Annotated in this window: 20 protein-coding genes and 5 tRNA genes; 7 read left to right on the forward strand and 18 right to left on the reverse strand. The window is 49.9% G+C overall.

Features of this window, described 5'->3' with window-relative positions; translation table 11 throughout:
* Positions 1-86 precede the first annotated feature (86 nt).
* The 6 genes from IX31_RS08970 (at position 87) to emrB (ending at position 5951) form a co-directional block, all read left to right on the forward strand.
* Positions 87-1262: an MFS transporter gene (locus IX31_RS08970; protein ID WP_034457429.1), complete on the forward strand. Its 1176-nt coding sequence runs from the start codon at positions 87-89 to the stop codon at positions 1260-1262.
* Between the two features lie 124 nt (positions 1263-1386).
* On the forward strand, positions 1387-2127 hold the full coding sequence (locus IX31_RS08975) for an AzlC family ABC transporter permease (protein ID WP_034457430.1): 741 nt from the start codon (positions 1387-1389) through the stop codon (positions 2125-2127).
* Positions 2124-2465 carry an L-valine transporter subunit YgaH gene (gene ygaH / locus IX31_RS08980; protein ID WP_034457431.1) on the forward strand — a complete coding sequence of 114 codons (342 nt, stop codon included), beginning with the start codon at positions 2124-2126 and terminating at the stop codon, positions 2463-2465. The genes IX31_RS08975 and ygaH overlap by 4 nt, the downstream gene beginning before the upstream one ends.
* 85 nt (positions 2466-2550) lie before the next feature.
* Positions 2551-3081: a transcriptional repressor MprA gene (gene mprA, locus IX31_RS08985; RefSeq protein ID WP_034457432.1), complete on the forward strand. Its 531-nt coding sequence runs from the start codon at positions 2551-2553 to the stop codon at positions 3079-3081.
* A 134-nt stretch (positions 3082-3215) separates the two neighbouring features.
* Positions 3216-4388 (forward strand): multidrug efflux MFS transporter periplasmic adaptor subunit EmrA, encoded by a 1173-nt coding sequence (gene emrA / locus IX31_RS08990; RefSeq protein WP_034457433.1) that lies wholly within the window; start codon positions 3216-3218, stop codon positions 4386-4388.
* 27 nt (positions 4389-4415) lie between these two features.
* On the forward strand, positions 4416-5951 hold the full coding sequence (gene emrB, locus IX31_RS08995) for a multidrug efflux MFS transporter permease subunit EmrB (protein ID WP_034459917.1): 1536 nt from the start codon (positions 4416-4418) through the stop codon (positions 5949-5951).
* Positions 5952-6026: 75 nt separating this feature from the next.
* Here the strand turns inward: emrB and luxS are convergent, their stop codons facing one another.
* The 18 genes from luxS to mltB form a co-directional block, all read right to left on the reverse strand.
* Complete coding sequence (gene luxS, locus IX31_RS09000; protein ID WP_034457434.1) at positions 6027-6542, reverse strand: S-ribosylhomocysteine lyase; 516 nt, start codon at positions 6540-6542, stop codon at positions 6027-6029.
* A gap of 154 nt (positions 6543-6696) precedes the next feature.
* Entirely contained in the window at positions 6697-8253 is a 1557-nt protein-coding gene (gene gshA, locus IX31_RS09005; RefSeq protein WP_034459919.1) for a glutamate--cysteine ligase, read from the reverse strand.
* Between the two features lie 181 nt (positions 8254-8434).
* Positions 8435-8863, reverse strand: a complete 429-nt coding sequence (locus IX31_RS09010) for a YqaA family protein (protein ID WP_034457435.1) — start codon at positions 8861-8863, stop codon at positions 8435-8437.
* Positions 8860-9426 carry a fructose-1-phosphate/6-phosphogluconate phosphatase gene (gene yqaB / locus IX31_RS09015; protein ID WP_034457436.1) on the reverse strand — a complete coding sequence of 189 codons (567 nt, stop codon included), beginning with the start codon at positions 9424-9426 and terminating at the stop codon, positions 8860-8862. Before yqaB ends, IX31_RS09010 begins: the two co-directional genes overlap by 4 nt.
* Positions 9427-9727: 301 nt before the next feature.
* Positions 9728-9804: transfer RNA gene (locus IX31_RS09020), tRNA-Arg, on the reverse strand.
* A gap of 65 nt (positions 9805-9869) precedes the next feature.
* Positions 9870-9946: transfer RNA gene (locus IX31_RS09025), tRNA-Arg, on the reverse strand.
* A 64-nt stretch (positions 9947-10010) separates the two neighbouring features.
* Positions 10011-10087 (reverse strand) — tRNA-Arg (locus IX31_RS09030).
* Positions 10088-10285: 198 nt separating this feature from the next.
* A tRNA-Arg gene (locus IX31_RS09035) sits at positions 10286-10362 on the reverse strand.
* 4 nt (positions 10363-10366) lie between these two features.
* Positions 10367-10459: transfer RNA gene (locus IX31_RS09040), tRNA-Ser, on the reverse strand.
* Positions 10460-10784: 325 nt separating this feature from the next.
* The gene (gene csrA, locus IX31_RS09045; protein ID WP_013574027.1) at positions 10785-10970 is read right to left on the reverse strand and encodes a carbon storage regulator CsrA; all 186 of its coding nucleotides are present in this window, start codon (positions 10968-10970) and stop codon (positions 10785-10787) included.
* Positions 10971-11219: 249 nt separating this feature from the next.
* The gene (alaS, locus tag IX31_RS09050) at positions 11220-13847 is read right to left on the reverse strand and encodes an alanine--tRNA ligase (RefSeq protein ID WP_034457437.1); all 2628 of its coding nucleotides are present in this window, start codon (positions 13845-13847) and stop codon (positions 11220-11222) included.
* A 159-nt stretch (positions 13848-14006) separates the two neighbouring features.
* Complete coding sequence (locus tag IX31_RS09055; RefSeq protein ID WP_034457438.1) at positions 14007-14507, reverse strand: regulatory protein RecX; 501 nt, start codon at positions 14505-14507, stop codon at positions 14007-14009.
* A 75-nt stretch (positions 14508-14582) separates the two neighbouring features.
* The gene (gene recA / locus IX31_RS09060; RefSeq protein ID WP_034457439.1) at positions 14583-15647 is read right to left on the reverse strand and encodes a recombinase RecA; all 1065 of its coding nucleotides are present in this window, start codon (positions 15645-15647) and stop codon (positions 14583-14585) included.
* Positions 15648-15730: 83 nt separating this feature from the next.
* Positions 15731-16240 carry a nicotinamide-nucleotide amidase gene (pncC, locus tag IX31_RS09065; protein ID WP_034457440.1) on the reverse strand — a complete coding sequence of 170 codons (510 nt, stop codon included), beginning with the start codon at positions 16238-16240 and terminating at the stop codon, positions 15731-15733.
* Between the two features lie 128 nt (positions 16241-16368).
* Positions 16369-17247 carry a metal ABC transporter substrate-binding protein gene (locus IX31_RS09070; protein WP_034457442.1) on the reverse strand — a complete coding sequence of 293 codons (879 nt, stop codon included), beginning with the start codon at positions 17245-17247 and terminating at the stop codon, positions 16369-16371.
* Complete coding sequence (locus IX31_RS09075; protein WP_034457443.1) at positions 17244-18128, reverse strand: metal ABC transporter permease; 885 nt, start codon at positions 18126-18128, stop codon at positions 17244-17246. Before IX31_RS09075 ends, IX31_RS09070 begins: the two co-directional genes overlap by 4 nt.
* The gene (locus tag IX31_RS09080) at positions 18125-18817 is read right to left on the reverse strand and encodes a metal ABC transporter ATP-binding protein (protein ID WP_034459921.1); all 693 of its coding nucleotides are present in this window, start codon (positions 18815-18817) and stop codon (positions 18125-18127) included. Before IX31_RS09080 ends, IX31_RS09075 begins: the two co-directional genes overlap by 4 nt.
* A 253-nt stretch (positions 18818-19070) precedes the next feature.
* Positions 19071-20144: a lytic murein transglycosylase B gene (gene mltB, locus IX31_RS09085; protein ID WP_034457444.1), complete on the reverse strand. Its 1074-nt coding sequence runs from the start codon at positions 20142-20144 to the stop codon at positions 19071-19073.
* A 249-nt stretch (positions 20145-20393) separates the two neighbouring features.
* On the opposite strand from mltB, the gene mutS reads away from it, so the two are divergent.
* Positions 20394-22955, forward strand: a complete 2562-nt coding sequence (mutS, locus tag IX31_RS09090) for a DNA mismatch repair protein MutS (RefSeq protein ID WP_034457445.1) — start codon at positions 20394-20396, stop codon at positions 22953-22955.
* Positions 22956-22964 lie beyond the last annotated feature (9 nt).

Raw genomic sequence — 22964 nt, forward strand, 5'->3', positions numbered from 1 at the left:
ACCAAAACAAATCGCACAATCCGACTCCTGCTTACGTTAATTTTCGTTATTATTCCCGCACCATCATCGCAAGTTGAAGAATAAGAATGAAAAATACCGCCCCTGGACTTAGCCCCGCGCTTATCGTCCTGATGTCAATTGCCACGGGTTTGGCCGTTGCCAGTAACTACTACGCGCAACCGCTACTCGACACCATCGCGAATGCATTTTCCCTTTCGATTAACCAGGCCGGATTTATTGTCACCGCCGCACAGCTGGGTTATGCGGCCGGTTTGTTGTTGCTGGTGCCACTAGGCGATATGTTCGAGCGCCGTGGTCTGATTGTCTTTATGACGCTGCTTGCCGCAGGCGGCATGGTGATTGTCGCCTTAAGCCAGACTCTGTGGATGATGATTCTTGGCACCGCACTCACCGGCTTGTTCTCGGTCGTGGCACAGATTCTGGTGCCACTTGCGGCAACGCTTGCTGAGCCTGCAAAGCGCGGCAAAGTCGTGGGCACGATTATGAGTGGCCTGCTGCTCGGTATTTTGCTGGCGCGAACCGTTGCCGGGTTACTGGCAAGTCTCGGTGGCTGGCGCACCGTTTACTGGGTTGCCAGTGTGCTCATGGTGTTGATGGCTTTAGCCCTGTGGCGCGGCTTGCCAAAGGTGAAATCTGAAACGCATCTGAATTATCCGCAGTTACTGTCATCCGTATTTGGCTTGTTTATCAAAAACCCGCTATTGCGTACTCGCGCATTACTGGGCTGTCTGACGTTTGCCAACTTCAGTATCCTCTGGACATCGATGGCATTTCTGCTGGCATCGCCACCTTTTAACTTCTCCGATGGGATGATTGGCCTGTTTGGCCTCGCGGGCGCCGCGGGTGCTCTTGGCGCACGTCCGGCGGGTGGATTTGCAGATAAAGGGAAAGCGCACCTCACCACCACAATTGGGTTGGTGCTGTTGCTACTGTCATGGATTGCGACCGCAATGGGGCAATATTCAGTCATCGCGCTAATCATTGGCATCCTGGTACTGGATTTAACGGTTCAGGGCGTGCACATCACTAACCAAACCGTTATCTATCGCATGATGCCAGATGCAAGAAATCGCCTGACCGCCGGTTACATGACCAGCTACTTTATTGGTGGGGCCGCAGGTTCCGTCATTTCTGCCAGTGCTTATCAACATGCTGGATGGAATGGTGTTTGTGCAGCAGGTGCCATCATTGCCCTACTAAATTTAGTAGTGTGGTGGCGTGGCTATCACCGCCAGCCGTGATGGCACTAATCCTTTACATTCCCCTTGAATAATTTGGGGTATTAAGGGTCGTACCAGTCTGTTAAGGTTATCCCTGTTTGTTCATTCGAGTGACATTAACGTCAGAAATAGATAAATAGTTAATATGGATAGTCCTGCAGAAGTTCCATTAAATAATAATCAAAACGATGCTACCTGGGCTGAAGGGCTGAAAGACAGTTTACCGATTGTCATCAGTTATATCCCGGTAGCATTTGCGTTTGGGTTGAATGCCACAAAGCTAGGATTTACCCCATTCGAAAGTCTATTTTTCTCGTGCATTATTTATGCAGGCGCTAGCCAGTTTGTTATTACCGCATTACTGGCCGCGGGTAGCTCGCTCTGGGTTGCAGCATTAACAGTAATGGCAATGGATGTGCGCCACGTCTTATATGGCCCCTCCCTGCGCCAACGAATCACTCGCCAGTTAAGTAAACCTAAAACCGCAATTTGGGCCTTTGGCCTGACCGATGAAGTGTTTGCTGCCGCAACTGCGAAGCTGGTCCGCGATAATCGTCGCTGGAGCGAAAACTGGATGATCGGTATCGCTTTCAGCTCCTGGTTTTCATGGGTGCTGGGTACGGCCCTGGGTTCCTGGTCCGGAAATGGCTTGCTGGATAACCTCCCGGCAGTAGAGGCGGCGCTGGGTTTTATGCTGCCAGCCCTATTCCTGAGCTTCTTGCTGGCATCATTCCAGCGTAAGCAATCCTGGACCGTTACCGCATCGCTTGCTGGCGCGCTGTTGGGTGTCACGCTGGTATCGATTCCAGCGGCCATCCTCGCAGGTATTGTCTGTGGATGCCTGGCAGCACTGATTCAGGCGTTTTATCAAGGAGAACCGGGATGAGTACACAAGTACTTTTGCTGGGTCTGCTGGTCGGGCTTGCAAACTATCTGTTCCGCTATTTGCCGCTGCGTATCAGGGCAAATTCGTCGCGCCCAGCCAAACGCGGTGCGACAGGCGTGCTGCTCGATAGTATTGGCATTGCATCAATTTGCGCCCTGCTGGTGGTCTCAAGTGTGCCTGAGATCATGCATGATGCGCAGCGTCTGGTCCCAACGCTTATGGGCTTTATCATTCTTGGACTGAGCTTTTATAAAACTCGCAGCATTATTATCCCGACGTTATTAAGTGCTCTGGGTTATGGATTAACCTGGAAACTCATGATGGTGATATTCGTCTGACGATTAAAAAACGTATCAACAATACATTTACTTTATTTGTCACCATCGTTATTATATCGACCGCAACTAATGAGGTTATGCCAAAATGGATAGTTCGTTTACGCCCATTGAACAAATGCTAAAATTTCGCGCCAAACGCTACGACGAATTCCCTTATCAGGAAGTTCTGCTGACGCGCCTGTGCATGCACATGCAGGGCAAGCTTTTGGAAAACCGCAATAAAATGCTGAAGGCTCAGGGGATTAACGAGACGCTATTTATGGCGTTAATTACTCTTGAATCTCAGGAAAGCCATAGCATTCAGCCTTCTGAACTAAGCTGTGCTTTAGGTTCTTCTCGTACCAACGCGACCCGAATTGCCGATGAACTGGAAAAACGTGGCTGGATTGAACGTCGTGAAAGCGATAACGATCGCCGCTGCCTGCATCTGCATTTGACCGAAAAAGGCCAGGAATTCTTGCGTCAGGTGTTACCACCTCAGCACCACTGCTTACATGAACTGTGGTCTGCACTGAGTGGTTCGGAAAAAGAGCAACTGGAACAAATTACCCGCAAATTGCTCACCCGCCTTGATGAAATGGATGAAAACCAGACTGTACTTGAAGCTGTGCGCTAAGTGCCGTCATCGCGTGAAATCGTAGTAACCCAAAAAAGATGAATACTGACAGGCCAGCAACTCACCTTGCTGGCCTGTTGGGTCTAACAGGTCGGCTCAGCCGATCACTATAATAAAAAAGTGTGGAGATAAGCATGAGCGCACATGCGGAGACTCAAACCCCGCAACAGCCGGGTAACAAGAAAGGCAAACGTAAAGGTGCCTTACTTGTGTTGACCCTGTTGTTTGTAATTATTGCTGTGGCATATGGGATTTATTGGTTTTTGGTGTTACGTCACTACGAAAATACGGATGATGCGTATGTGGCCGGTAATCAGGTACAGATAATGTCCCAGGTTTCCGGAAGCGTAACCAAAGTTTGGGCTGACAATACCGACTTCGTTAAGCAGGGCGATGTTCTGGTGACGTTAGACCAGGCTGACGCAGAGCAAGCTTTTGAGCAGGCACAAACCGTGCTGGCTTCAAGCGTACGCCAGACTCGTCAATTAATGATCAACAGCAAGCAGTTGCAGGCCAATATTGAGCTGCAAAAGACTTCGCTTGCTCAAGCTCAAAGCGACCTGAATCGCCGCGTACCTTTGGGTAACGCAAACCTGATTGGCCGAGAAGAATTGCAACACGCCCGAGATGCCGTCGCGACGGCTCAAGCGCAGCTGGATGTTGCCATTCAACAATACAACGCCAACCAGGCCATGATCCTTGGAAGCAAACTCGAAGAGCAACCAAGTGTTAAACAAGCGGCTGCCGAGTTGCGTAACGCTTGGATGGCACTGCAACGCACCAAAATTATCAGCCCAATGACCGGCTATGTTTCCCGCCGCGTTGTTCAGGTTGGTGCGCAAATTAGCCCAACAACACCTCTGATGGCTATCGTGCCTGCCAGTGGTTTGTGGGTAGATGCTAACTTTAAAGAGACGCAGCTCGCGCATATACGTATCGGACAACCTGCAACGGTTGTCAGTGATATTTACGGCGATAAAGTTGAATACACCGGCAAGGTCGTAGGCCTCGACATGGGCACCGGCAGCGCGTTTTCACTGCTACCGGCACAAAATGCTACCGGCAACTGGATCAAAGTCGTTCAGCGCCTGCCTGTACGTATTGAGTTGGATGCGAAACAACTTCAAGAACACCCGCTACGTATCGGCCTGTCTACTTTAGTTACCGTGGATACCAGCAATCGTGAAGGCAGTATTCTGGCTAACGAGACGCGTAACTCTCCGGTATATGAAAGTAACGCGCGCGAACTCAACCTGGCACCAGCTAATGAGTTGATTAATCACATCATCCAGGCCAATGCGGGTTAACAAAGCGGAGCTTGTATGAAACAGCAAATGCCGCAAAAACCGCTAGAAGGCGCTCCGCTGGTCATAATGACCATCGCTTTGTCGCTTGCGACCTTTATGCAGGTGCTGGACTCCACCATCGCCAACGTGGCTATTCCGACCATTGCCGGCAACCTTGGCTCGTCACTGAGCCAGGGGACTTGGGTTATTACTTCATTTGGGGTGGCGAACGCGATTTCCATTCCTATTACCGGGTGGCTTGCTAAGCGTCTCGGTGAAGTGAAGTTGTTCCTGTGGTCAACGATTCTGTTCGTGCTGGCGTCGTGGGCGTGCGGCGTGTCCAATAGCCTGGAGATGCTGATCTTCTTCCGCGTGATCCAGGGGATTGTTGCCGGGCCGCTTATTCCGCTGTCGCAAAGTTTGCTGCTCAATAACTATCCGCCTGCCAAGCGAAGTATCGCGCTGGCGCTGTGGTCGATGACGGTTATCGTGGCACCGATCTGCGGGCCAATTCTCGGTGGTTTTATCAGTGATAACTACCACTGGGGCTGGATCTTCTTTATCAACGTGCCTATCGGTGCTCTGGTGGTCCTGCTGACGCTGCAAACATTGCGTGGGCGTGAAACCAGAACCGAGCATCGTCGGATTGACGCCATCGGCCTTGCGCTGTTGGTGGTGGGGATTGGTAGCCTACAAATCATGCTCGACCGCGGAAAAGAGCTGGATTGGTTTAACTCAACCGAAGTGGTGGTTCTGACAATCGTCGCGGTGGTGGCGATTAGCTTCCTGATTGTCTGGGAGCTGACGGACGATAACCCGATCGTTGACCTGTCGTTGTTTAAGTCGCGAAACTTTACCATTGGCTGTTTGTGTATCAGCCTCGCCTACATGCTCTACTTCGGCGCGATTGTTTTGCTGCCGCAGCTATTGCAGGAGGTATATGGCTATACGGCAACCTGGGCAGGTTTGGCATCGGCACCGGTCGGGCTGCTGCCGGTATTGCTGTCGCCGATTATTGGGCGCTTTGCTCATAAACTGGATATGCGCAAGCTGGTGACGTTCAGCTTTATTATGTACGCCGTCTGTTTCTACTGGCGCGCCTATACCTTCGAACCGGGGATGGATTTTGGCGCCTCGGCCTGGCCGCAGTTTATTCAGGGCTTCGCCGTGGCATGCTTCTTTATGCCACTGACGACGATTACGCTTTCCGGATTGCCGCCTGAGCGTATGGCCGCTGCATCGAGTTTGTCGAACTTTACCCGAACGCTTGCCGGTTCAATTGGTACATCGATAACCACGACGCTGTGGACTAACCGCGAGGCAATGCACCACGCGCAGCTAACGGAGTCCGTTTCGCCCTTTAACCCGAATGCGCAGCAGATGTATTCGCAGCTAGAAAGTCTGGGTATGTCAACGCAACAAGCCTCTGGCTATATTGCGCAGCAGATTACTAATCAGGGACTGATTATGTCAGCCAACGAGATTTTCTGGGTTTCGGCGGGGATATTTATTCTGCTGCTGGGTCTGATATGGTTCGCCAGACCGCCATTTGGTGCCGGTGGCGGAGGCGGTGGAGCACACTAAGTTACTAAGAATGTCAGAAATACAAAAGGGGCCAATTGGCCCCTTTTTGCTATTGGCGTTTGCGCCCAATCAAAACTAGATATGCAGCTCTTTGAGTGTCTCTTTCGGCAGAGCCAACTCTTCATTGCTGTTTACGCTCACACCATGCTCAAGGATATGACGTGCGATATCCTGCGCTTCTTGCAGCGAGTGCATGTGGTAAGTGCCACATTGGTACACGTTCAGCTCAGGGATCTGGTTTTGCTCTTTCACCTTCAGCACATCTTCCATTGCCGCTTTCCATGCATCAGCAACACGAGTCTCTTCCGGCACACCAATCAGGCTCATATAGAAGCCTGTACGGCAGCCCATTGGTGAAATATCAATAATCTCAACGCCATTCCCATTCAGGTGGTCACGCATAAAACCAGCAAACAGGTGTTCAAGAGTATGAATCCCTTTTTCTGGCATCACTTCCTTGTTCGGGATGCAAAAACGCAGATCAAATACAGTGATAGTATCGCCATGAGGCGTATGCATCGTTTTCGCTACACGCACTGCTGGTGCGCCCATGCGGGTATGGTCAACTGTGAAGCTATCCAACAACGGCATCTGATCACCTCCGATAAGTGATTTTTTTAAAAATAAAATGAACCATTCTTTCTCACACTACTCTGAGTATATGAAAGACGCGCATTTGTTATCATCATCCCTGATTCAGAGATGTATATTTTGGCCACATTGATTGTGGCCTTTTTCTTTTGTACTAAGCGTGTTTCGCAAGCCACACATCAAATGGCTCGGTATCACTCGCTTCGATATCACGCTGGCGTTGCCATGAAGCATCATGCTCTTTCTGCAACACGTCTTCGGTCAAAATCTCCAACGGCTCTTGTACCAAAATCTGACGATACTGCTCAGCCAGGGCAAGACCTGTGCCGCCAATACCATTATCAATCATAGACCGCAGAATACGTGCTGAGTACGTTAATTCCGGATCGTCGAAGCATGCAACCAGTTGGTCACACACATCCTGATATTCACTATTCCCGGCGATGCCATCGAGCGTTTCGGCAACACGACGTAAATCTGTGAACAAATCTTTGCCCACTTTAGCCAGCGGATGCTGTGCAGTTTCACAACCGATCCCCAGTGTCAGGCCCGGTTTGCGCCCTTCCAGAATCACACGATTCCAGTTTGTACGGGTGCAAAGCAATTCGTCACTGCTCATTTCCGGCGCGTCAGCCAACACGCACCAGATCATGAATAAATCGAGGAAACGAACCTGCTGCTCATCAACACCAATTGGTGAGAACGGATTGATATCAAGCGAACGCACTTCAATATATTCAATCCCACCGCGCATCAATGCATCAGAAGGCGACTCACCAGGCCCTGTAACGCGTTTAGGGCGAATAGGTGCATAGAGCTCATTTTCAATTTGCAGCACATTGGTGTTGATTTGAAGGCGCTTGCCATCTTTCTCAACGCCCATCTTCACGTACTCTTCCGATGGCGTTTTAATCGCGCGCTTCAACCCGGCGACATAAGTCTCCAGATCGTTGAACGTAATACCAAGGTTACTTTGGGATTTATTGGTATAGCCCAGGTCGCTCAGTCGCAATGAAGTCGCATACGGCAGGTAATTCATGCCACATTCGGTTTTTTCAAATGGCAGTGCGCTTTCTTTCCCTTGCAGGAAGGAAGAACAAATCGCCGGCGATGCCCCGAACAAATATGGAATAACCCAACCAAAACGGTAATAGTTGCGAATCAGGCGGAAGTATCCGGCAGAAATCGCTTCTTTGCCGCTTTCAGCATCTTCGACACCCAGACGCGCCTGCCAGAACTCAAGCGGCAGCGAAAAGTTGTAGTGCACGCCCGAAATAGTCTGCATCAACGCACCGTAGCGGTTCTTCAAACCCTCACGATATAACGTTTTTAAACGCCCGTTGTTGGAAGAGCCATACTGCGCCAGCTCAATATTCTGACCATCGTTGATATAACACGGCATGCTCAGCGGCCACATACGCTCATCACCCAACTCACGGGCTGTGTGGCGATGTAGGTCGCGCATGAATGTCAGCATATGGTCGATATCACCATCAACTGGAGTAATAAACTCCAGTAGTGCTTCCGCAAAATCAGTCGTGATCCATTTGTGTGTCAACGCTGAACCAAGGCTTTCCGGATGACCCGTTGTTGCCAACTGACCATCTGGCGTGACTCGCAGCGTTTCACGCTCAAGACCACGACAAATACCTTTAACTGCCTGAGGATGCTGTTCCAGCCAGGCCAGCGCCTGTGATACGTTCGGGATCAAATTGACCTCCCGCCTGTCGAATTCATTTTTATTAAGCATAATTGTTTTAAATGGCGATGATAATTATACCCTTTAGATTTCAAGTTGCAGGAAGGCGGCAAGAGAGCAAATCCCCAGGGGTTTGCGAGTGCAGCCAACAAACATGCAGCTTGAAAGATAACGGGTATATCAGGTCACCCAATTAGTGCCACCACACAATGCCCTGTACCGTTGCAGCCGCTACAACGATATAGCGAAGCGCTTTACCAAGGCATAAAAAAAAGATTACCGGTCCCCAGCTCATTCGTAATAAGCCAGCTAACAGGCACAGCAGATCGCCGACTAAAGGCATCCAACTGAGTAATAATGTTGCCGGGCCGAAACGTACCAGCCAGCCAGTTGCTTTCCCATGCCAGCGCGATTGTTCCCGCAATGGAAAAAAACGCCCCAGAATAACGTTAGTTAAGCCGCCAAGGCTATTACCCATTGTTGCTATTAAGATGAGTAACCAAGTCGGCCCGGAGCCTGCAACCAATAGCGCTACCAGCACCACTTCGGAACTACCTGGCAATAACGTAGCGCTTAGAAAGCTACTGGTAAATAATGAAAAAAGTGATAGTGCTTCACTCACAGCAAACGGACGTCCACGCCATCCATTCCAGCCGCTCTTGCGGCTTCCAGGCCAAAATCTGCATCTTCAAACACCACACATTTATTTGGTGCGACACCCATTAATTCGGCGCACAGCAAAAAAGTATCGGGGGCGGGTTTGTGATTTTTGACATGGTCTGCGGCGACAACGGCAGAAAAATACTGCCGTAAGCCCAAATGGTTGAGCAGTGCTTCAGCGATATCGCTTTCACTGCCCGTCCCTACAGCCATTGGGCGGCGCCCATGCCAGGATTTGACAACATCAATGAGGGGAAGTGGGCGCACCGTATCAAGAAGCATAGCTCTCACGGCCTGCGTCTTTTCTTGCGCCAGGCGATGAGGGTCAAGATCTGCACGATTGAGTTCGATAATTGCCTGCGCAATACGCCAGGTCGGTGAACCATTCAACGCAACCATTGCTTGTTCGTCGAACTGCATACCATAGCCTGCCAGCGTTTCACGCCACGCCTTGCGATGTGTAGGTTCGGTATCGAGGATGGTTCCGTCCATATCGAAAATTAGACCTTCGTAACGTTCGTACATCTCATCCCTCACATCACTCAATATTGAGGCGTTACTTTATCGTAAACCAATAATATTGTCGCTTATTTGTAATTGAGATAGTTCAGAAGGTAACTAATGGGTAAATATGGGGTTACTGGGGATTTTATTTTTAAAATTCAGGAGGTAAAACTTGAAGGGGAAAATATGGTGCACCCAGGAAGATTACTCGCCGTGGGCTCGCCCTAAAGGGCCGTTGCTAAAGCAACGTTATCTTCCTTGGTGCTTGCTGAGAAATTGAATTTCTCTGAAGCGTTATCATTACTGATAGTTGAGGAAAATATGGTGCACCCAGGAAGATTCGAACTTCCGACCGCTCGGTTCGTAGCCGAGTACTCTATCCAGCTGAGCTATGGGTGCATCGGGGTTACTGCTTTTTGCTTCTGACTCAATATTACTAAACTTACCGTAATATCGAAGAAGAATGGTGCACCCAGGAAGATTCGAACTTCCGACCGCTCGGTTCGTAGCCGAGTACTCTATCCAGCTGAGCTATGGGTGCATCGGGTTACTGCTTTTGACTTCTGACTAAATATTACTGAACTTGCCGTAATATTGAAGAAGAATGGTGCACCCAGGAAGATTCGAACTTCCGACCGCTCGGTTCGTAGCCGAGTACTCTATCCAGCTGAGCTATGGGTGCACAGGATTACTTCTTTTACTGCTGACTTAATGCTGTTTGTTGTTCTAAACAACATCAAACTAGATGGTGCATCCGGAGAGTTACTCGCGGTGCTTGCCCTAACGGGCCGTTGCTAAAGCAACGTTTTTCTCCCTGTTGCTCGCAAAGAAATTAACTTTCTTTGCGAGCACTACCGGCGCAAAGTGGTAGTAGGAAGAATGGTGCATCCGGGAGGATTCGAACCTCCGACCGCTCGGTTCGTAGCCGAGTACTCTATCCAGCTGAGCTACGGATGCAAAATGGCGGTGAGGCGGGGATTCGAACCCCGGATGCAGCTTTTGACCGCATACTCCCTTAGCAGGGGAGCGCCTTCAGCCTCTCGGCCACCTCACCACACGCCTCTTTCGAGGTGTACCGTTGAACTTGTTTCTGCTCATCGGCACTGCGTGGCGCACATATTACTTTCCTGCACTTATAAGTCAAACAATTTTTCCCAACTAATAATCAATTGCACACTTCACACACAATCAGGCCGAATTGACAGCAAAAAGAGTGTTTTATCAACAGACAGGATAAGGGTAATAGCGAAAAGAAAGCGTTCGGGATGAATAAGAAATTATGGTGATAACGAGAAATGAAGGAAGTATTGCGAGATAAAGCGAAGAAAATGGGGCGCTAAAGGAAGCGTCTCGCTAGTGATTAGCGAGACGCAGTAACTTTAGTAACTCGTTTGTTGCGATTTTTCAGCCTGGATACGTTGGTAGATCTCTTCACGGTGAACAGAAACTTCCTTAGGGGCATTAACACCAATACGAACCTGGTTACCTTTTACCCCAAGCACTGTCACGGTCACCTCATCCCCAATCATGAGGGTCTCACCAACTCGACGAGTTAGAATCAGCATTCTTTGCTCCTTGAAAGATTAAAAGAGTCGGGTCTCTCTGTATCCCGGCATTCTCCATCATATACGCCAAAAAGTAAGTGGTGACAAACACATAAACTGTCAATGACCACGACATTACCTTCTGTTATGACTAAGTCTAGCCGATATACGCAACTTTAACCTGACTTTATCATTATTGAGTGTGTGCAGATTAAGAAGACGCCATAACCTGAATGAGTTATGGCGTCTGTCTGCACTTTATTTTTTTACTTAGAGCTTAGCCGCGACCCAGGCTTCAACACCGGCCAGAGCACCAGGCAATGCTGCCGTGTCTGTACCACCTGCCTGAGCCATATCTGGACGACCGCCCCCTTTGCCTCCGACTTGCTGAGCGATAACTCCAATCAGCTCCCCCGCTTTCACACGGTCGGTCACATCTTTAGATACACCCACAATCAGAGAAACTTTACCTTCTGATACCGTCGCCAGAACGATGATTGCCGAACCCAGCTGATTTTTCAGATCATCAACCATAGTACGCAACATCTTCGGTTCAACGTTGGCGAGCTCACTCACGAGGAGTTTCACGCCTTTTACATCGACAGCTTTGCTGGAAAGGTTTGCACTCTCCTGCACAGCCTGCTGTTCTTTCAACTGCTGCAACTCTTTCTCAAGCTGACGGGTACGCTCCAGTACCGAACGCACTTTCTCGTTCAGGTTCTGGCTGTCACCTTTAAGCAGTTGAGCAATATCCTGTAGTTGTTCGCTTTGCGCATGCAGGTTTGCCAGCGCACCTTCACCTGTGACAGCTTCGATACGACGTACGCCCGCAGCAGTACCGGATTCCGCAACAATACGGAACAGGCCAATATCACCAGTGCGATTTGCGTGAATACCACCACACAATTCAGTTGAGAAATCACCCATGCTCAGCACGCGCACATGGTCATCATATTTCTCACCAAACAGCGCCATTGCACCTTTAGCTTTAGCAGCTTCCAGATCCATGACGTTGGTTTCGATTGGCAGGTTGCGACGAATCTGCGCGTTGACGATATCTTCTACCGCACGCACTTCTGCAGGTTTCATGCCCTCAAAATGAGAGAAGTCAAAACGCAGACCTTTATCGTTAACCAATGAACCTTTCTGCGCGACATGCGTGCCAAGTACCTGGCGCAGTGCAGCGTGTAGCAAGTGAGTCGCAGAGTGGTTTAGACGAATACGCGAACGGCGCTCTTCATCAACTTCAGCTTTTACGCTATCGCCCACTTTCACAACACCAGAAACGAGCTTGCCCAGATGACCGATCGCCTGACCATATTTCTGCGTATCGTTAACAGCAAAGTCTATGCCGTTACCCTTAATCGCGCCTTTATCACCGACCTGGCCGCCAGACTCGGCATAGAATGGGGTCTCATTGAGCACCACCACAGCTTCTTGCCCGGCAGTAATTTGTTCAACAGGTTTGCCATCAACAAATAGCGCGGTGACTTTAGCAGTTAAATCAGTGTGATCGTAACCTTTAAACGCTGTGGCTGAATCAACGCGGATCATACTATTGTAGTCAGCACCAAAACCGCTGGACTCACGCGCACGACGGCGTTGTTCTTCCATCGCAGCTTCAAAACCTGCTTCATCAACTTTCAGGTTACGCTCACGGCAAACATCCGCCGTCAGATCAACCGGGAAACCGTAGGTGTCATACAGACGGAAAGCCGTTTCGCCATCCAGAGTATCACCCTTCAGATTAGCCAGTTCTTCATCCAGCAATGCCAGGCCACGCTCAAGCGTGCGAGCAAACTGCTCTTCTTCGGTTTTCAGAACTTGTTCAACCAGCGCTTGCTGACGATGTAATTCTTCACCCGCAGCACCCATGACTTCAACTAATGGGCCAACCAGCTTGTAGAAGAAGGTTTCTTTCGCGCCCAGCATGTTGCCATGGCGGATTGCACGACGAATGATACGGCGCAGCACGTAGCCACGGCCTTCGTTCGACGGAGTCACGCCATCAGAAACAAGGAATGCGCAAGAGCGAATATGGTCAGCGATAACACGCAGCGATTTGCTAGTCAGATCGGTTGCACCTGTCACTTTAGCAACAGACTGGATCAGCTTACTGAACAGGTCGATTTCATAGTTGGAATTAACGTGTTGCAGGACTGCTGCAATACGTTCCAGCCCCATACCAGTATCAACAGACGGCTTAGGCAGTGGCAGCATAGTGCCATCCTGCTGACGGTTGAACTGCATGAACACGATGTTCCAGATTTCGATATAGCGGTCACCATCTTCTTCAGCGCTGCCCGGAGGGCCGCCCCAAATATGGTCACCGTGGTCAAAGAAGATTTCGGTACATGGGCCGCATGGGCCGGTATCACCCATTTGCCAGAAGTTGTCAGATGCATATGCAGCACCTTTATTATCGCCAATACGAATAATACGCTCGCGCGGCACGCCAACTTCTTTTTCCCAGATTTCAAACGCTTCGTCGTCAGTCTCGTAAACCGTGACCCACAGACGATCTTTTGGCAGATTAAACCACTGTTCGCCAGTCAATAATTCCCATGCGAAGTTAATGGCATCATGTTTGAAGTAATCACCGAAGCTGAAGTTACCCAGCATTTCAAAGAAAGTATGGTGACGGGCAGTGTAACCGACGTTTTCCAGATCATTGTGCTTACCACCAGCGCGGACACAACGCTGAGACGTTGTTGCACGGGAATAATTACGTTTGTCGAGACCAAGGAATACATCCTTGAACTGATTCATCCCGGCATTGGTAAACAGCAAAGTAGGATCGTTATTCGGAACCAGGGAGCTACTCGCTACAACCTGGTGACCTTTACTATGGAAAAAATCGAGAAACGCCTGACGGATCTCAGCGGTGCTCTTGCTCATAATTATCCTGAAATCAAGCTAACGAGGAGTTGTAAACCGGACATAGCCCATTATTATGCTTGGCCGTGACCTGTTTACCTGGAAAAAGTGGGAATAAGATAAGTTTTCTTATCAGGGAAGTAAAATCTCTCTTGCGGCTATTCGGCAAAATTTCGCTATTTATGCCGAATAGAGGCTCTGGATATCTTCCATATAGAAGCCGCGATACTGAAGATAACGCTGCACTTTAGCTCGCTCTTTCCATTCTGTCGGAAGCTGCTCGCCAAATTTTCGCTCGGCAATGTCTCGAGCCATCTCTTGCCAGTCTATTTCGCAATTTTCCATTGCGGCGTCGCTCAGATCACGCGCGATACCTTTGCCCTGCAATTCCTGGCGGATACGTTGTGGGCCATAACCTTTGCGGCTGCGGCTTGCGATAAAACGTGAAGCAAATTGAGCATCGTCCAACCAGCGGTGTTCATAACACCAGGCGATGACTTTTTCGATATCTTCAGGCGTGAATGGATCTTCTTCAGTTCGTGGTTTTCCGGGAAACGTGGGCTGCGCCGCAAGTTTACGGCGAAGTTCTTGTTCACTGTGATCGCGCATCGCCAGGATGCGAGTGGCTTTGTCTAGTAAGCGAGAATAAGGACTGCGGCGGGAAGTCGATTCGGCAGGCATAGCGGATAACCTGTTTAAAAGAAAATGTAGTAAAACAGAAACAAATAAGGGCTGCCGTAGCAGCCCTTATGGGATTTAGAAGTCTTCTTTGGATTCAGCAACGTCGTTGTCGTGGTCATCAGCAACAAAGTCCGGTGTACCATCTGGATTATTCAGCAGCATATCACGCAGTTTCTTCTCGATTTCAGCAGCCATTGGCTTGTTTTCTTTCAGGAAGTTACTGGAGTTTGATTTGCCCTGGCCAATCTTCTCACCGTTGTAGCTATACCAGGCACCTGCTTTTTCAATCAGCTTGTGCTTCACGCCTAAATCAACCAGTTCGCCGTAGAAGTTGATACCTTCACCGTACATGATCTGGAATTCAGCTTGTTTAAATGGTGCGGCAATTTTGTTTTTCACCACTTTAACGCGAGTCTCACTACCCACCACGTTATCGCCATCTTTCACCGCACCAATGCGACGAATATCCAGACGTACGGAAGCGTAGAACTTCAGTGCGTTACCACCAGTTGTGGTTTCTGGGTTACCGAACATCACACCAATTTTCATACGAATCTGGTTGATGAAGATAAGGAGCGTATTGGACTGCTTCAGGTTACCCGCTAATTTACGCATTGCCTGGCTCATCATACGTGCCGCAAGGCCCATATGAGAGTCACCGATTTCGCCTTCAATTTCAGCTTTCGGCGTCAGCGCGGCAACGGAGTCAACAACCAGTACGTCTACTGCACCGGAACGAGCCAGCGCATCGCAGATTTCCAATGCTTGTTCGCCAGTATCTGGCTGTGAACAAAGCAGGTTGTCGATATCTACGCCCAGTTTCTTAGCGTAAATCGGGTCCAGAGCATGCTCGGCATCGATAAACGCACACGTTTTACCTTCACGTTGAGCGGCGGCGATAACCTGCAAAGTCAGCGTCGTTTTACCAGAAGATTCTGGCCCGTAAATTTCAACGATACGGCCCATTGGTAAGCCACCGGCCCCAAGCGCAATATCCAGTGAAAGTGAACCGGTAGAGATCGTTTCCACATCCATGGTACGGTCTTCACCCAGACGCATGATGGAGCCTTTACCAAATTGTTTTTCAATTTGGCCAAGTGCTGCCGCTAACGCCTTCTGTTTGTTTTCGTCGATAGCCATTTTTACTCCTGTCATGCAGGGTGATACACGAATGCGCCACGCTGCTTACTATGCTGTTTTGTTGTGCCAATTATACTGTATGGTCATACAGTATCAAGCTTATTTTTGAGAAATTCTTCCCACAGGGTTTGCAGCGCGTATTCAGTAGCCTGGCGTCGAACGGCATCACGGTCACCCGCAAAAAGCTGGCAGTGGGCAATGGTGCCATCAACTTTTGAAGCGAAGCCAAACCACACCGTTCCGACAGGTTTTTCTTCACTACCGCCATTTGGCCCGGCAATACCACTGACAGCAACCGCGTAATCCGCAGCGGCCGCATAAAGCGCACCTTGTGCCATTTCACGCACTACGGCTTCACTAACTGCACCATGAGTTTCCAGCGTTCCGCTATCAACACCAATCATTTGGTGCTTAGCCTCATTACTGTAGGTAACAAAACCGCGTTCAAACCAGGCCGAACTGCCTGAAACATCAGTAATCACTTTAGCAATCCAGCCACCGGTGCAGGACTCTGCCGTGGTAACGGTCGCACCGAGTTGCCCGAGTGCTTCGCCAACCTGGTGGCTTAATTGACGCAATGTTTTATCTGTCATGTTGGCTCCGATTGTAGACATAACGCAGGGCTACACGATAGCACTTAACCACTCTTGCAGAGGATTACATTAGAGAACTCGAGGCACTTCCAGAAAAAAGAACGGCCAGCGAATGCTGGCCGATTAAATCACTTCATGCTGTTAGCGATAGTATCCACATTGTGCTTGAACGCCATTTCGTAAGTGCTGGCAGGTCCGTTTGCGGCTGACAGCGCTTCTGGATAAAGTTCACCACCCGGTTGGGCATCACTGGCAGCGGCAATTTGTTTTACCAACCGTGGGTCAGTCTGGTTTTCTATAAAGTAAGTTTTGATGTGTTGATCTTTGAGCTGTTTGATAAGCCCAGCCACGTCACTGGCGTTGGCTTCCGCTTCGGTCGAGAAGCCCACTGGCGCCAGGAAAGTCACACCATATTCCTGGCCAAAATACCCAAATGCATCATGGCTGGTAAGCACTTTACGCTTTGATTTCGCAATAGCTTCAAAGCGCGTTTTCGCCCAACTATCGAGCAGCTTCAGGCGGGTTACATACTCGGAGCCACGGTCATTGATTGCCGCCGCGTCTTGCGGGTCGGCAGCCACCAGCGCCTTCGTAATATTTTGTGCGTAGATTGCGCCATTTTCAGCGCTATTCCAGGCGTGAGGATCGGTAATTTGTTTTCCGTCATCGATCATCTTGCGCGTAGAAATACCTTCGGAGGCAACAATGACTTTGCCTTTATAACCTGATGCGCTGACCAGGCGGTCCATCCACCCTTCCATTCCCAGCCCGCTCACGATAACCACATCGGCTTTGCTTAACGCCACGCTGTCTTGCGGTGACGGTTCAAAGCTATGTGGGTCGCCATCTGGCCCCACCAGACTTTTCACCGTGACATGCTCACCACCGACTTGTTTTGCCATATCCGCCAACACGGTAAAACTGGCAACTACATTGAGGTTTTTCGCCAATGCAGCCTGGCTTGAGCATACCAACACCAATGACATCATCATCCCAAAACGTTTCATTTAATCCCCTTGCTTGTTGTTATCAATCCTCGACAAAGGCTACGAACCAGCCCGCTGCGCGAACCAAAAAGAATCGAGATAAAAAAGCCGACGCTCGCCGTCAGAACAATGGCTGGGCCAGCCGGCAATGCGGCAGCAAAAGACCATGCAAGTCCAATCCAGGCCGACAGCAAACCGCAGACAATAGCGATAAACATCGCCCCAGGCAGGGTTTTCGCCCAGCAGCGTGCCGAAACAGCGGGAAGCATCATCAGACCGACAGACATTAGGGTTCCGAGAATTTGAAACCCGGCGACTAAATTGAGGACTAACAACGCGAGAAATACACCATGAATAAGATGAGGAGCCAGGCGGTTATTGACCTGTAAGAAGCTGCGGTCGAAAGTTTCCATCACCAGCCCACGATATAAACCGGCCAGAATAAGCAACGTCACGCTGGCAATCACGCCAACAAAGATTGTTGACTGGCTATCCACCGCCAGAATGGAACCAAATAGAAGATGAAGTAGATCAACACTGGAACCACGTAATGAAATCAGCGTGACCCCCAACGCCAGCGAGCCAAGATAAAAACCGGCAAAACTGGCATCCTCTTTAAGATTGGTTCGTGAACTCACCAGCCCCGAAATTAGCGCCACCAGCACGCCTGCAACAAAGCCGCCAATTCCCATCGCAACCAACGACATACCGGCCAGTAAATACCCCACAGCAACGCCGGGCAAAATGGCGTGAGACAGCGCATCCCCCACCAGACTCATGCGTCGCAACAGTAAAAAAATCCCCAATGGAGCTGTGCTTATCGATAGTGCAAGGCAGGCGACAAGTGCGCGTCGCATAAAACCGTAAGCAATAAACGGTTCAAAGAAAAAGTGATAAATCATGCCGATAACGCCAGATTGATGCTTGATTTGCAGTAATGGGGCAATACTTCAGCGGTATCGCCCCAATGGAAATGGTCTTGCGTGAGTAACAGAACCTGCGGGAAGTGGCTGCTAACAAGCTCGTTATCGTGCAGCACCGCCATAACTGTCTGGCCCGCCTGATGCATCTGGCAGATAAGCGTCATCAAAAAATCACTGGTTTGCGAATCAACGCCGGTAAAAGGTTCATCAAGTAATACTAATGGCGCGTTTTGTACCAACAGGCGTGCAAACAGCATTCTTTGAAACTGGCCGCCGGAAAGCGTTTCGATGGGTTGCTTGCTTAATGTAGTAAGACCCACACGCTCAATGGCATCAGCTACTCGCAGACGGATTTGGCGATTCAGCGAGGAAAACAGACCTCTGGCGGGCCATGCTCCCATGCAGACCACATCATAAACAGTGGTAGGAAACTGCCTTTCCATTTCAGCAAGTTGTGGCAGCCATGCAATACGTGGACGCCCCTCATTAAAGGACAATTGCCCAGATACTGGTGACTGTAACTTCAGGATCGTCTTGAGAAGGGTCGATTTTCCTGTGCCATTGGCACCGATGATGGCCGTCATACTGCCTTTCACAATAAGGCCGGTTAATGGTGGTGTCACAGCCCTTCCCTGATAACCCAGTACTAACTGATTTAGCGAGATCATGGCAGTGCTATCGCCCAGCGAATAGCCAGCCATAACCCAGCCAGCAGAATTAAGACAGCGCAAAACCGGACAGGCGCGGCCATTGTGAATAGTGTCCGTATAGGAAGCATTGCAGGAAAACCACTTAACTTGATTTGTTATAACATAACATAAACCAAATCAAATGCATTGTAAATTCCTGATCGACGATCAGGAAAAACCTTCATAACAAACGGGAAGTAAACCCCGCCTCAGAATAAGGCGGGGGTAAAGATTACTGGACGCGAGCCAGCGCGACTGCCTGCCCGAGCTGCCAGACCGCCATTGCATAATGCGTGCTGTGGTTATAACGGGTAATTGTGTAGAAGTTCGGCAAACCGTACCAGTACTGGTAGCTATCACCCATATCCAGGCGAAGCAAGCTGGCTTCCTGATGGTTGCCCAGAGAAGCGGTTGGGCTTAAACCAGATTGCGCCAGTGCGGAAACGGAATATTTAGTTTTAAAACCGTTCGCAAGCCCCGGCACTTGGCCGTTGGCGGGAACCGCCACCAAATCACCTTTTACCCAACCATGGCCTTTGAAGTAGTTCGCCACACTGCCGATAGCATCTTCCGGGTCCCAAAGGTTTATATGCCCGTCACCGTTGAAGTCCACCGCGTACTCTTTAAATGCCGAAGGCATAAACTGGCCGTAACCCATCGCCCCAGCGAATGAACCTTTCAATGCAAGCGGGTCATCGCCTTCGTTACGCGCCATCAACAGGAAGGTTTCCAGTTCACCAGAGAAGTATTGTGCACGGCGAGGGTAGGCAAACGAGAGCGTAGCAAGTGCGTCGACAATCCGTGTTTTACCCATTACACGGCCCCAGCGCGTTTCAACACCAATAATGCCAACAATAATTTCTGGCGGCACACCATAAACCTGGAAGGCGCGTTTTAAAGTGTCGTCATATTGATTCCAGAACGCGACGCCATTTTGCACATTATCTGGGGTAATAAATTTGCCGCGATAGCGTAACCATGCACCGTTTGGACCTGCTGGTGGTGCAGTAGTCGGTGCCTGCTGGTCCATTAAGCGCAAGACGTAATCCAGCCGTTTGGCCTGAGAAAGCACTTCGTGCAATTGCTGGCGGTCAAAACCATGCTTATTCACCATTTTATCGATGAATTTCTCAGCTTCTGGATTGTTAGCAAAATCCCCCGTCTGCATAAACACATCATGCTGCGGTTGCAGCAAGAACCCTCCGCCAGGCGTGCCGGTTTGTTGAGGCTGGGTTTCAGTTTTCGGTTTGCTGCTACAGGCGGCGAGCAAAACAATAAGCGGAAGTAACGCAACGGAGTAACGCATGTGTTGGGATATCCATATAGCTAACGACGAATGTGTATTACTTATGGTAAATCAAAATCAGAGCGGTAGTAACAGACTCTGCGAGACGGCGCGAAGTTTTCCTGCCTTTTGGCAATGTGTGATCGCATAGTTATGTGGTGTAATAGCGAAGCTTTTCACGACTAATCAGCTTCATGAGATAATGTGAACACTAACAATAAGAAAAAATCACAATTAACTTTTAATTCAATGGATTAAAAAAGAAAAATTATGAGTACAACAGAAAATTTAGACGCCCACACTCCCATGATGCAGCAGTATCTGCGGCTGAAAGCCCAGCATCCTGAGATCCTGTTGTTCTATCGCATGGGCGACTTTTATGAGTTGTTTTATGACGATGCAAAACGTGCGTCGCAACTGCTCGATATCTCGCTGACTAAACGTGGTGCATCCGCGGGCGAACCCATTCCTATGGCGGGTGTTCCACATCACGCCATCGAAAACTATTTAGCCAAGCTTGTGAATCTGGGTGAATCCGCCGCCATTTGCGAACAGATTGGTGACCCTGCCACCAGTAAAGGTCCAGTCGAGCGCAAAGTGGTGCGTATCGTTACACCTGGCACCATCAGCGATGAAGCGTTACTACAGGAACGCCAGGACAACCTGCTGGCAGCAATCTGGCAAGACGGTAAGGGGTTTGGCTATGCCACTCTCGATATCAGCTCCGGGCGTTTTCGTCTCTCCGAGCCTGAAGATATCGAAACGATGGCCGCCGAACTTCAGCGTACCAATCCTGCTGAACTATTGTATGCGGAAGATTTTGCTGAGACGCGTTTGATTGAAGGTCGCCGTGGCTTGCGCCGTCGCCCGTTATGGGAGTTTGAAATCTCCACCGCACGCCAACAGTTGAATATGCAATTTGGTACGCGCGACCTGATTGGTTTTGGCGTTGAAAATGCCCATCACGCATTGTGTGCCGCGGGCTGCTTGCTGCAATACGTTAAAGATACGCAGCGCACTTCTCTGCCGCATATTCGCTCCGTCACCATGGACCGCCAGCAAGACAGCATCATTATGGATGCAGCAACGCGCCGGAATCTGGAAATAACCCAAAACCTGTCTGGCGGTTTTGAGAACACGCTAGCTTCTGTGCTCGATTGTACCGTCACGCCGATGGGCAGCCGCATGCTTAAACGCTGGCTGCATATGCCGATTCGCAATATCGACGTGCTGCAAAAACGCCAGCAGACCATTGCAGCCTTACAAGAGCGTACCGCTGAAATCCAGCCGGTGCTGCGTCAAGTTGGCGATCTGGAACGTATTCTGGCACGCCTGGCATTACGCACTGCGCGTCCACGCGATTTAGCGCGTATGCGCCACGCTTTCCAACAACTGCCTGAATTACGTGAAATGCTGGCCGACGTGCCAACAGAGTATGTGCAGACGTTGCGTGAAAATATGGGTGAGTTCACTGAGCTGCGTGAATTACTTGAACGCGCTGTTGTGGAAACACCACCGGTGCTGGTGCGCGATGGTGGCGTGATTGCTCCGGGATATCACGAAGAGCTTGATGAGTGGCGTGCGCTGGCTGACGGCGCAACGGATTATCTTGATAGGCTGGAAATCCGTGAGCGTGAAAAATTGGGGCTGGATACGCTGAAAGTCGGTTTTAACGGCGTGCATGGTTATTACATCCAGATTAGCCGCAGCCAGAGTCATCACGCGCCAATTCATTACGTGCGCCGTCAGACGCTGAAAAATGCCGAACGCTATATTATTCCTGAGCTTAAAGAGTACGAAGACAAAGTTCTCACGTCGAAAGGCAAAGCTCTTGCACTGGAAAAACAGCTCTACGATCAGTTGTTCGATACGCTGTTGCCGCATCTTGAAGCGTTGCAGCAAAGCGCTACTGCACTGGCAGAACTGGATGTTCTGGTTAACCTTGCAGAGCGTGCTTACAGCCTGAATTACACCTGTCCGCAACTGACCGATAAACCGGGGATTAAAGTTGTTGATGGTCGTCATCCCGTCGTTGAGCAGGTTCTTAGCGAGCCGTTTATTGCTAACCCGCTAAGTCTCGCACCACAACGCCGAATGCTAATTATTACTGGCCCAAATATGGGTGGTAAAAGTACCTATATGCGCCAGTCCGCCTTGATTGTGCTGCTTGCCTACATCGGCAGTTTTGTTCCAGCACAGCAGGCAGAAATCGGGCCAATCGACCGTATTTTCACACGCGTCGGCGCGGCTGACGATCTGGCTTCCGGGCGTTCAACCTTTATGGTCGAGATGACCGAGACGGCTAATATTCTGCATAACGCCACCGAGAACAGCCTGGTGCTGATGGATGAAATTGGTCGCGGGACTTCCACATACGATGGTCTGTCATTGGCCTGGGCGTGTGCCGAAAGCCTGGCTAATCGCATCAAAGCGCTGACCCTGTTTGCAACACACTATTTTGAGCTGACCACGCTGCCAGAAAAAATGGAAGGTGTGGCAAACGTGCATCTTGATGCTATCGAACACGGAGACACCATCGCCTTTATGCACAGCGTACAAGACGGTGCGGCGAGTAAAAGTTATGGTCTGGCCGTTGCGGCGCTGGCAGGTGTGCCAAAAGATGTGATTAAACGTGCACGCCAAAAACTACGTGAACTGGAGACGATATCTAACAATACCGCAGCCACCCAGGTTGATGGCACGCAGATGTCATTGCTGTCAGTTTCCGAGGAAACCTCGCCTGCGGTAGAAGCACTGGAAGCGTTAGACCCTGATTCGCTGTCGCCAAGACAGGCACTGGAGTGGATTTATCGTTTGAAGAGTTTGGTGTAGAAGTGTCGG

The sequence above is a fragment of the Buttiauxella noackiae genome (genome assembly GCF_000737905.1).
GTDB classification, from domain to species: domain Bacteria; phylum Pseudomonadota; class Gammaproteobacteria; order Enterobacterales; family Enterobacteriaceae; genus Buttiauxella; species Buttiauxella noackiae.

Excerpts from the sequence above, each read along its gene's own strand:
- luxS (WP_034457434.1), bottom strand. The coding sequence starts at position 6,542 with ATGCCGTTGTTGGATAGCTTCACAGTTGACCATACCCGCATGGGCGCA.
- alaS (WP_034457437.1), bottom strand. The coding sequence starts at position 13,847 with ATGAGCAAGAGCACCGCTGAGATCCGTCAGGCGTTTCTCGATTTTTTC.
- pncC (WP_034457440.1), bottom strand. The coding sequence starts at position 16,240 with ATGACAGATAAAACATTGCGTCAATTAAGCCACCAGGTTGGCGAAGCA.
- IX31_RS08970 (WP_034457429.1), top strand. The coding sequence starts at position 87 with ATGAAAAATACCGCCCCTGGACTTAGCCCCGCGCTTATCGTCCTGATG.
- IX31_RS09080 (WP_034459921.1), bottom strand. The coding sequence starts at position 18,817 with ATGATCTCGCTAAATCAGTTAGTACTGGGTTATCAGGGAAGGGCTGTG.
- IX31_RS09070 (WP_034457442.1), bottom strand. The coding sequence starts at position 17,247 with ATGAAACGTTTTGGGATGATGATGTCATTGGTGTTGGTATGCTCAAGC.
- IX31_RS09075 (WP_034457443.1), bottom strand. The coding sequence starts at position 18,128 with ATGATTTATCACTTTTTCTTTGAACCGTTTATTGCTTACGGTTTTATG.
- recA (WP_034457439.1), bottom strand. The coding sequence starts at position 15,647 with ATGGCTATCGACGAAAACAAACAGAAGGCGTTAGCGGCAGCACTTGGC.
- emrB (WP_034459917.1), top strand. The coding sequence starts at position 4,416 with ATGCCGCAAAAACCGCTAGAAGGCGCTCCGCTGGTCATAATGACCATC.
- csrA (WP_013574027.1), bottom strand. The coding sequence starts at position 10,970 with ATGCTGATTCTAACTCGTCGAGTTGGTGAGACCCTCATGATTGGGGAT.
- mprA (WP_034457432.1), top strand. The coding sequence starts at position 2,551 with ATGGATAGTTCGTTTACGCCCATTGAACAAATGCTAAAATTTCGCGCC.
- mltB (WP_034457444.1), bottom strand. The coding sequence starts at position 20,144 with ATGCGTTACTCCGTTGCGTTACTTCCGCTTATTGTTTTGCTCGCCGCC.
- mutS (WP_034457445.1), top strand. The coding sequence starts at position 20,394 with ATGAGTACAACAGAAAATTTAGACGCCCACACTCCCATGATGCAGCAG.
- yqaB (WP_034457436.1), bottom strand. The coding sequence starts at position 9,426 with ATGTACGAACGTTACGAAGGTCTAATTTTCGATATGGACGGAACCATC.
- IX31_RS08975 (WP_034457430.1), top strand. The coding sequence starts at position 1,387 with ATGGATAGTCCTGCAGAAGTTCCATTAAATAATAATCAAAACGATGCT.
- emrA (WP_034457433.1), top strand. The coding sequence starts at position 3,216 with ATGAGCGCACATGCGGAGACTCAAACCCCGCAACAGCCGGGTAACAAG.
- ygaH (WP_034457431.1), top strand. The coding sequence starts at position 2,124 with ATGAGTACACAAGTACTTTTGCTGGGTCTGCTGGTCGGGCTTGCAAAC.
- IX31_RS09055 (WP_034457438.1), bottom strand. The coding sequence starts at position 14,507 with ATGCCTGCCGAATCGACTTCCCGCCGCAGTCCTTATTCTCGCTTACTA.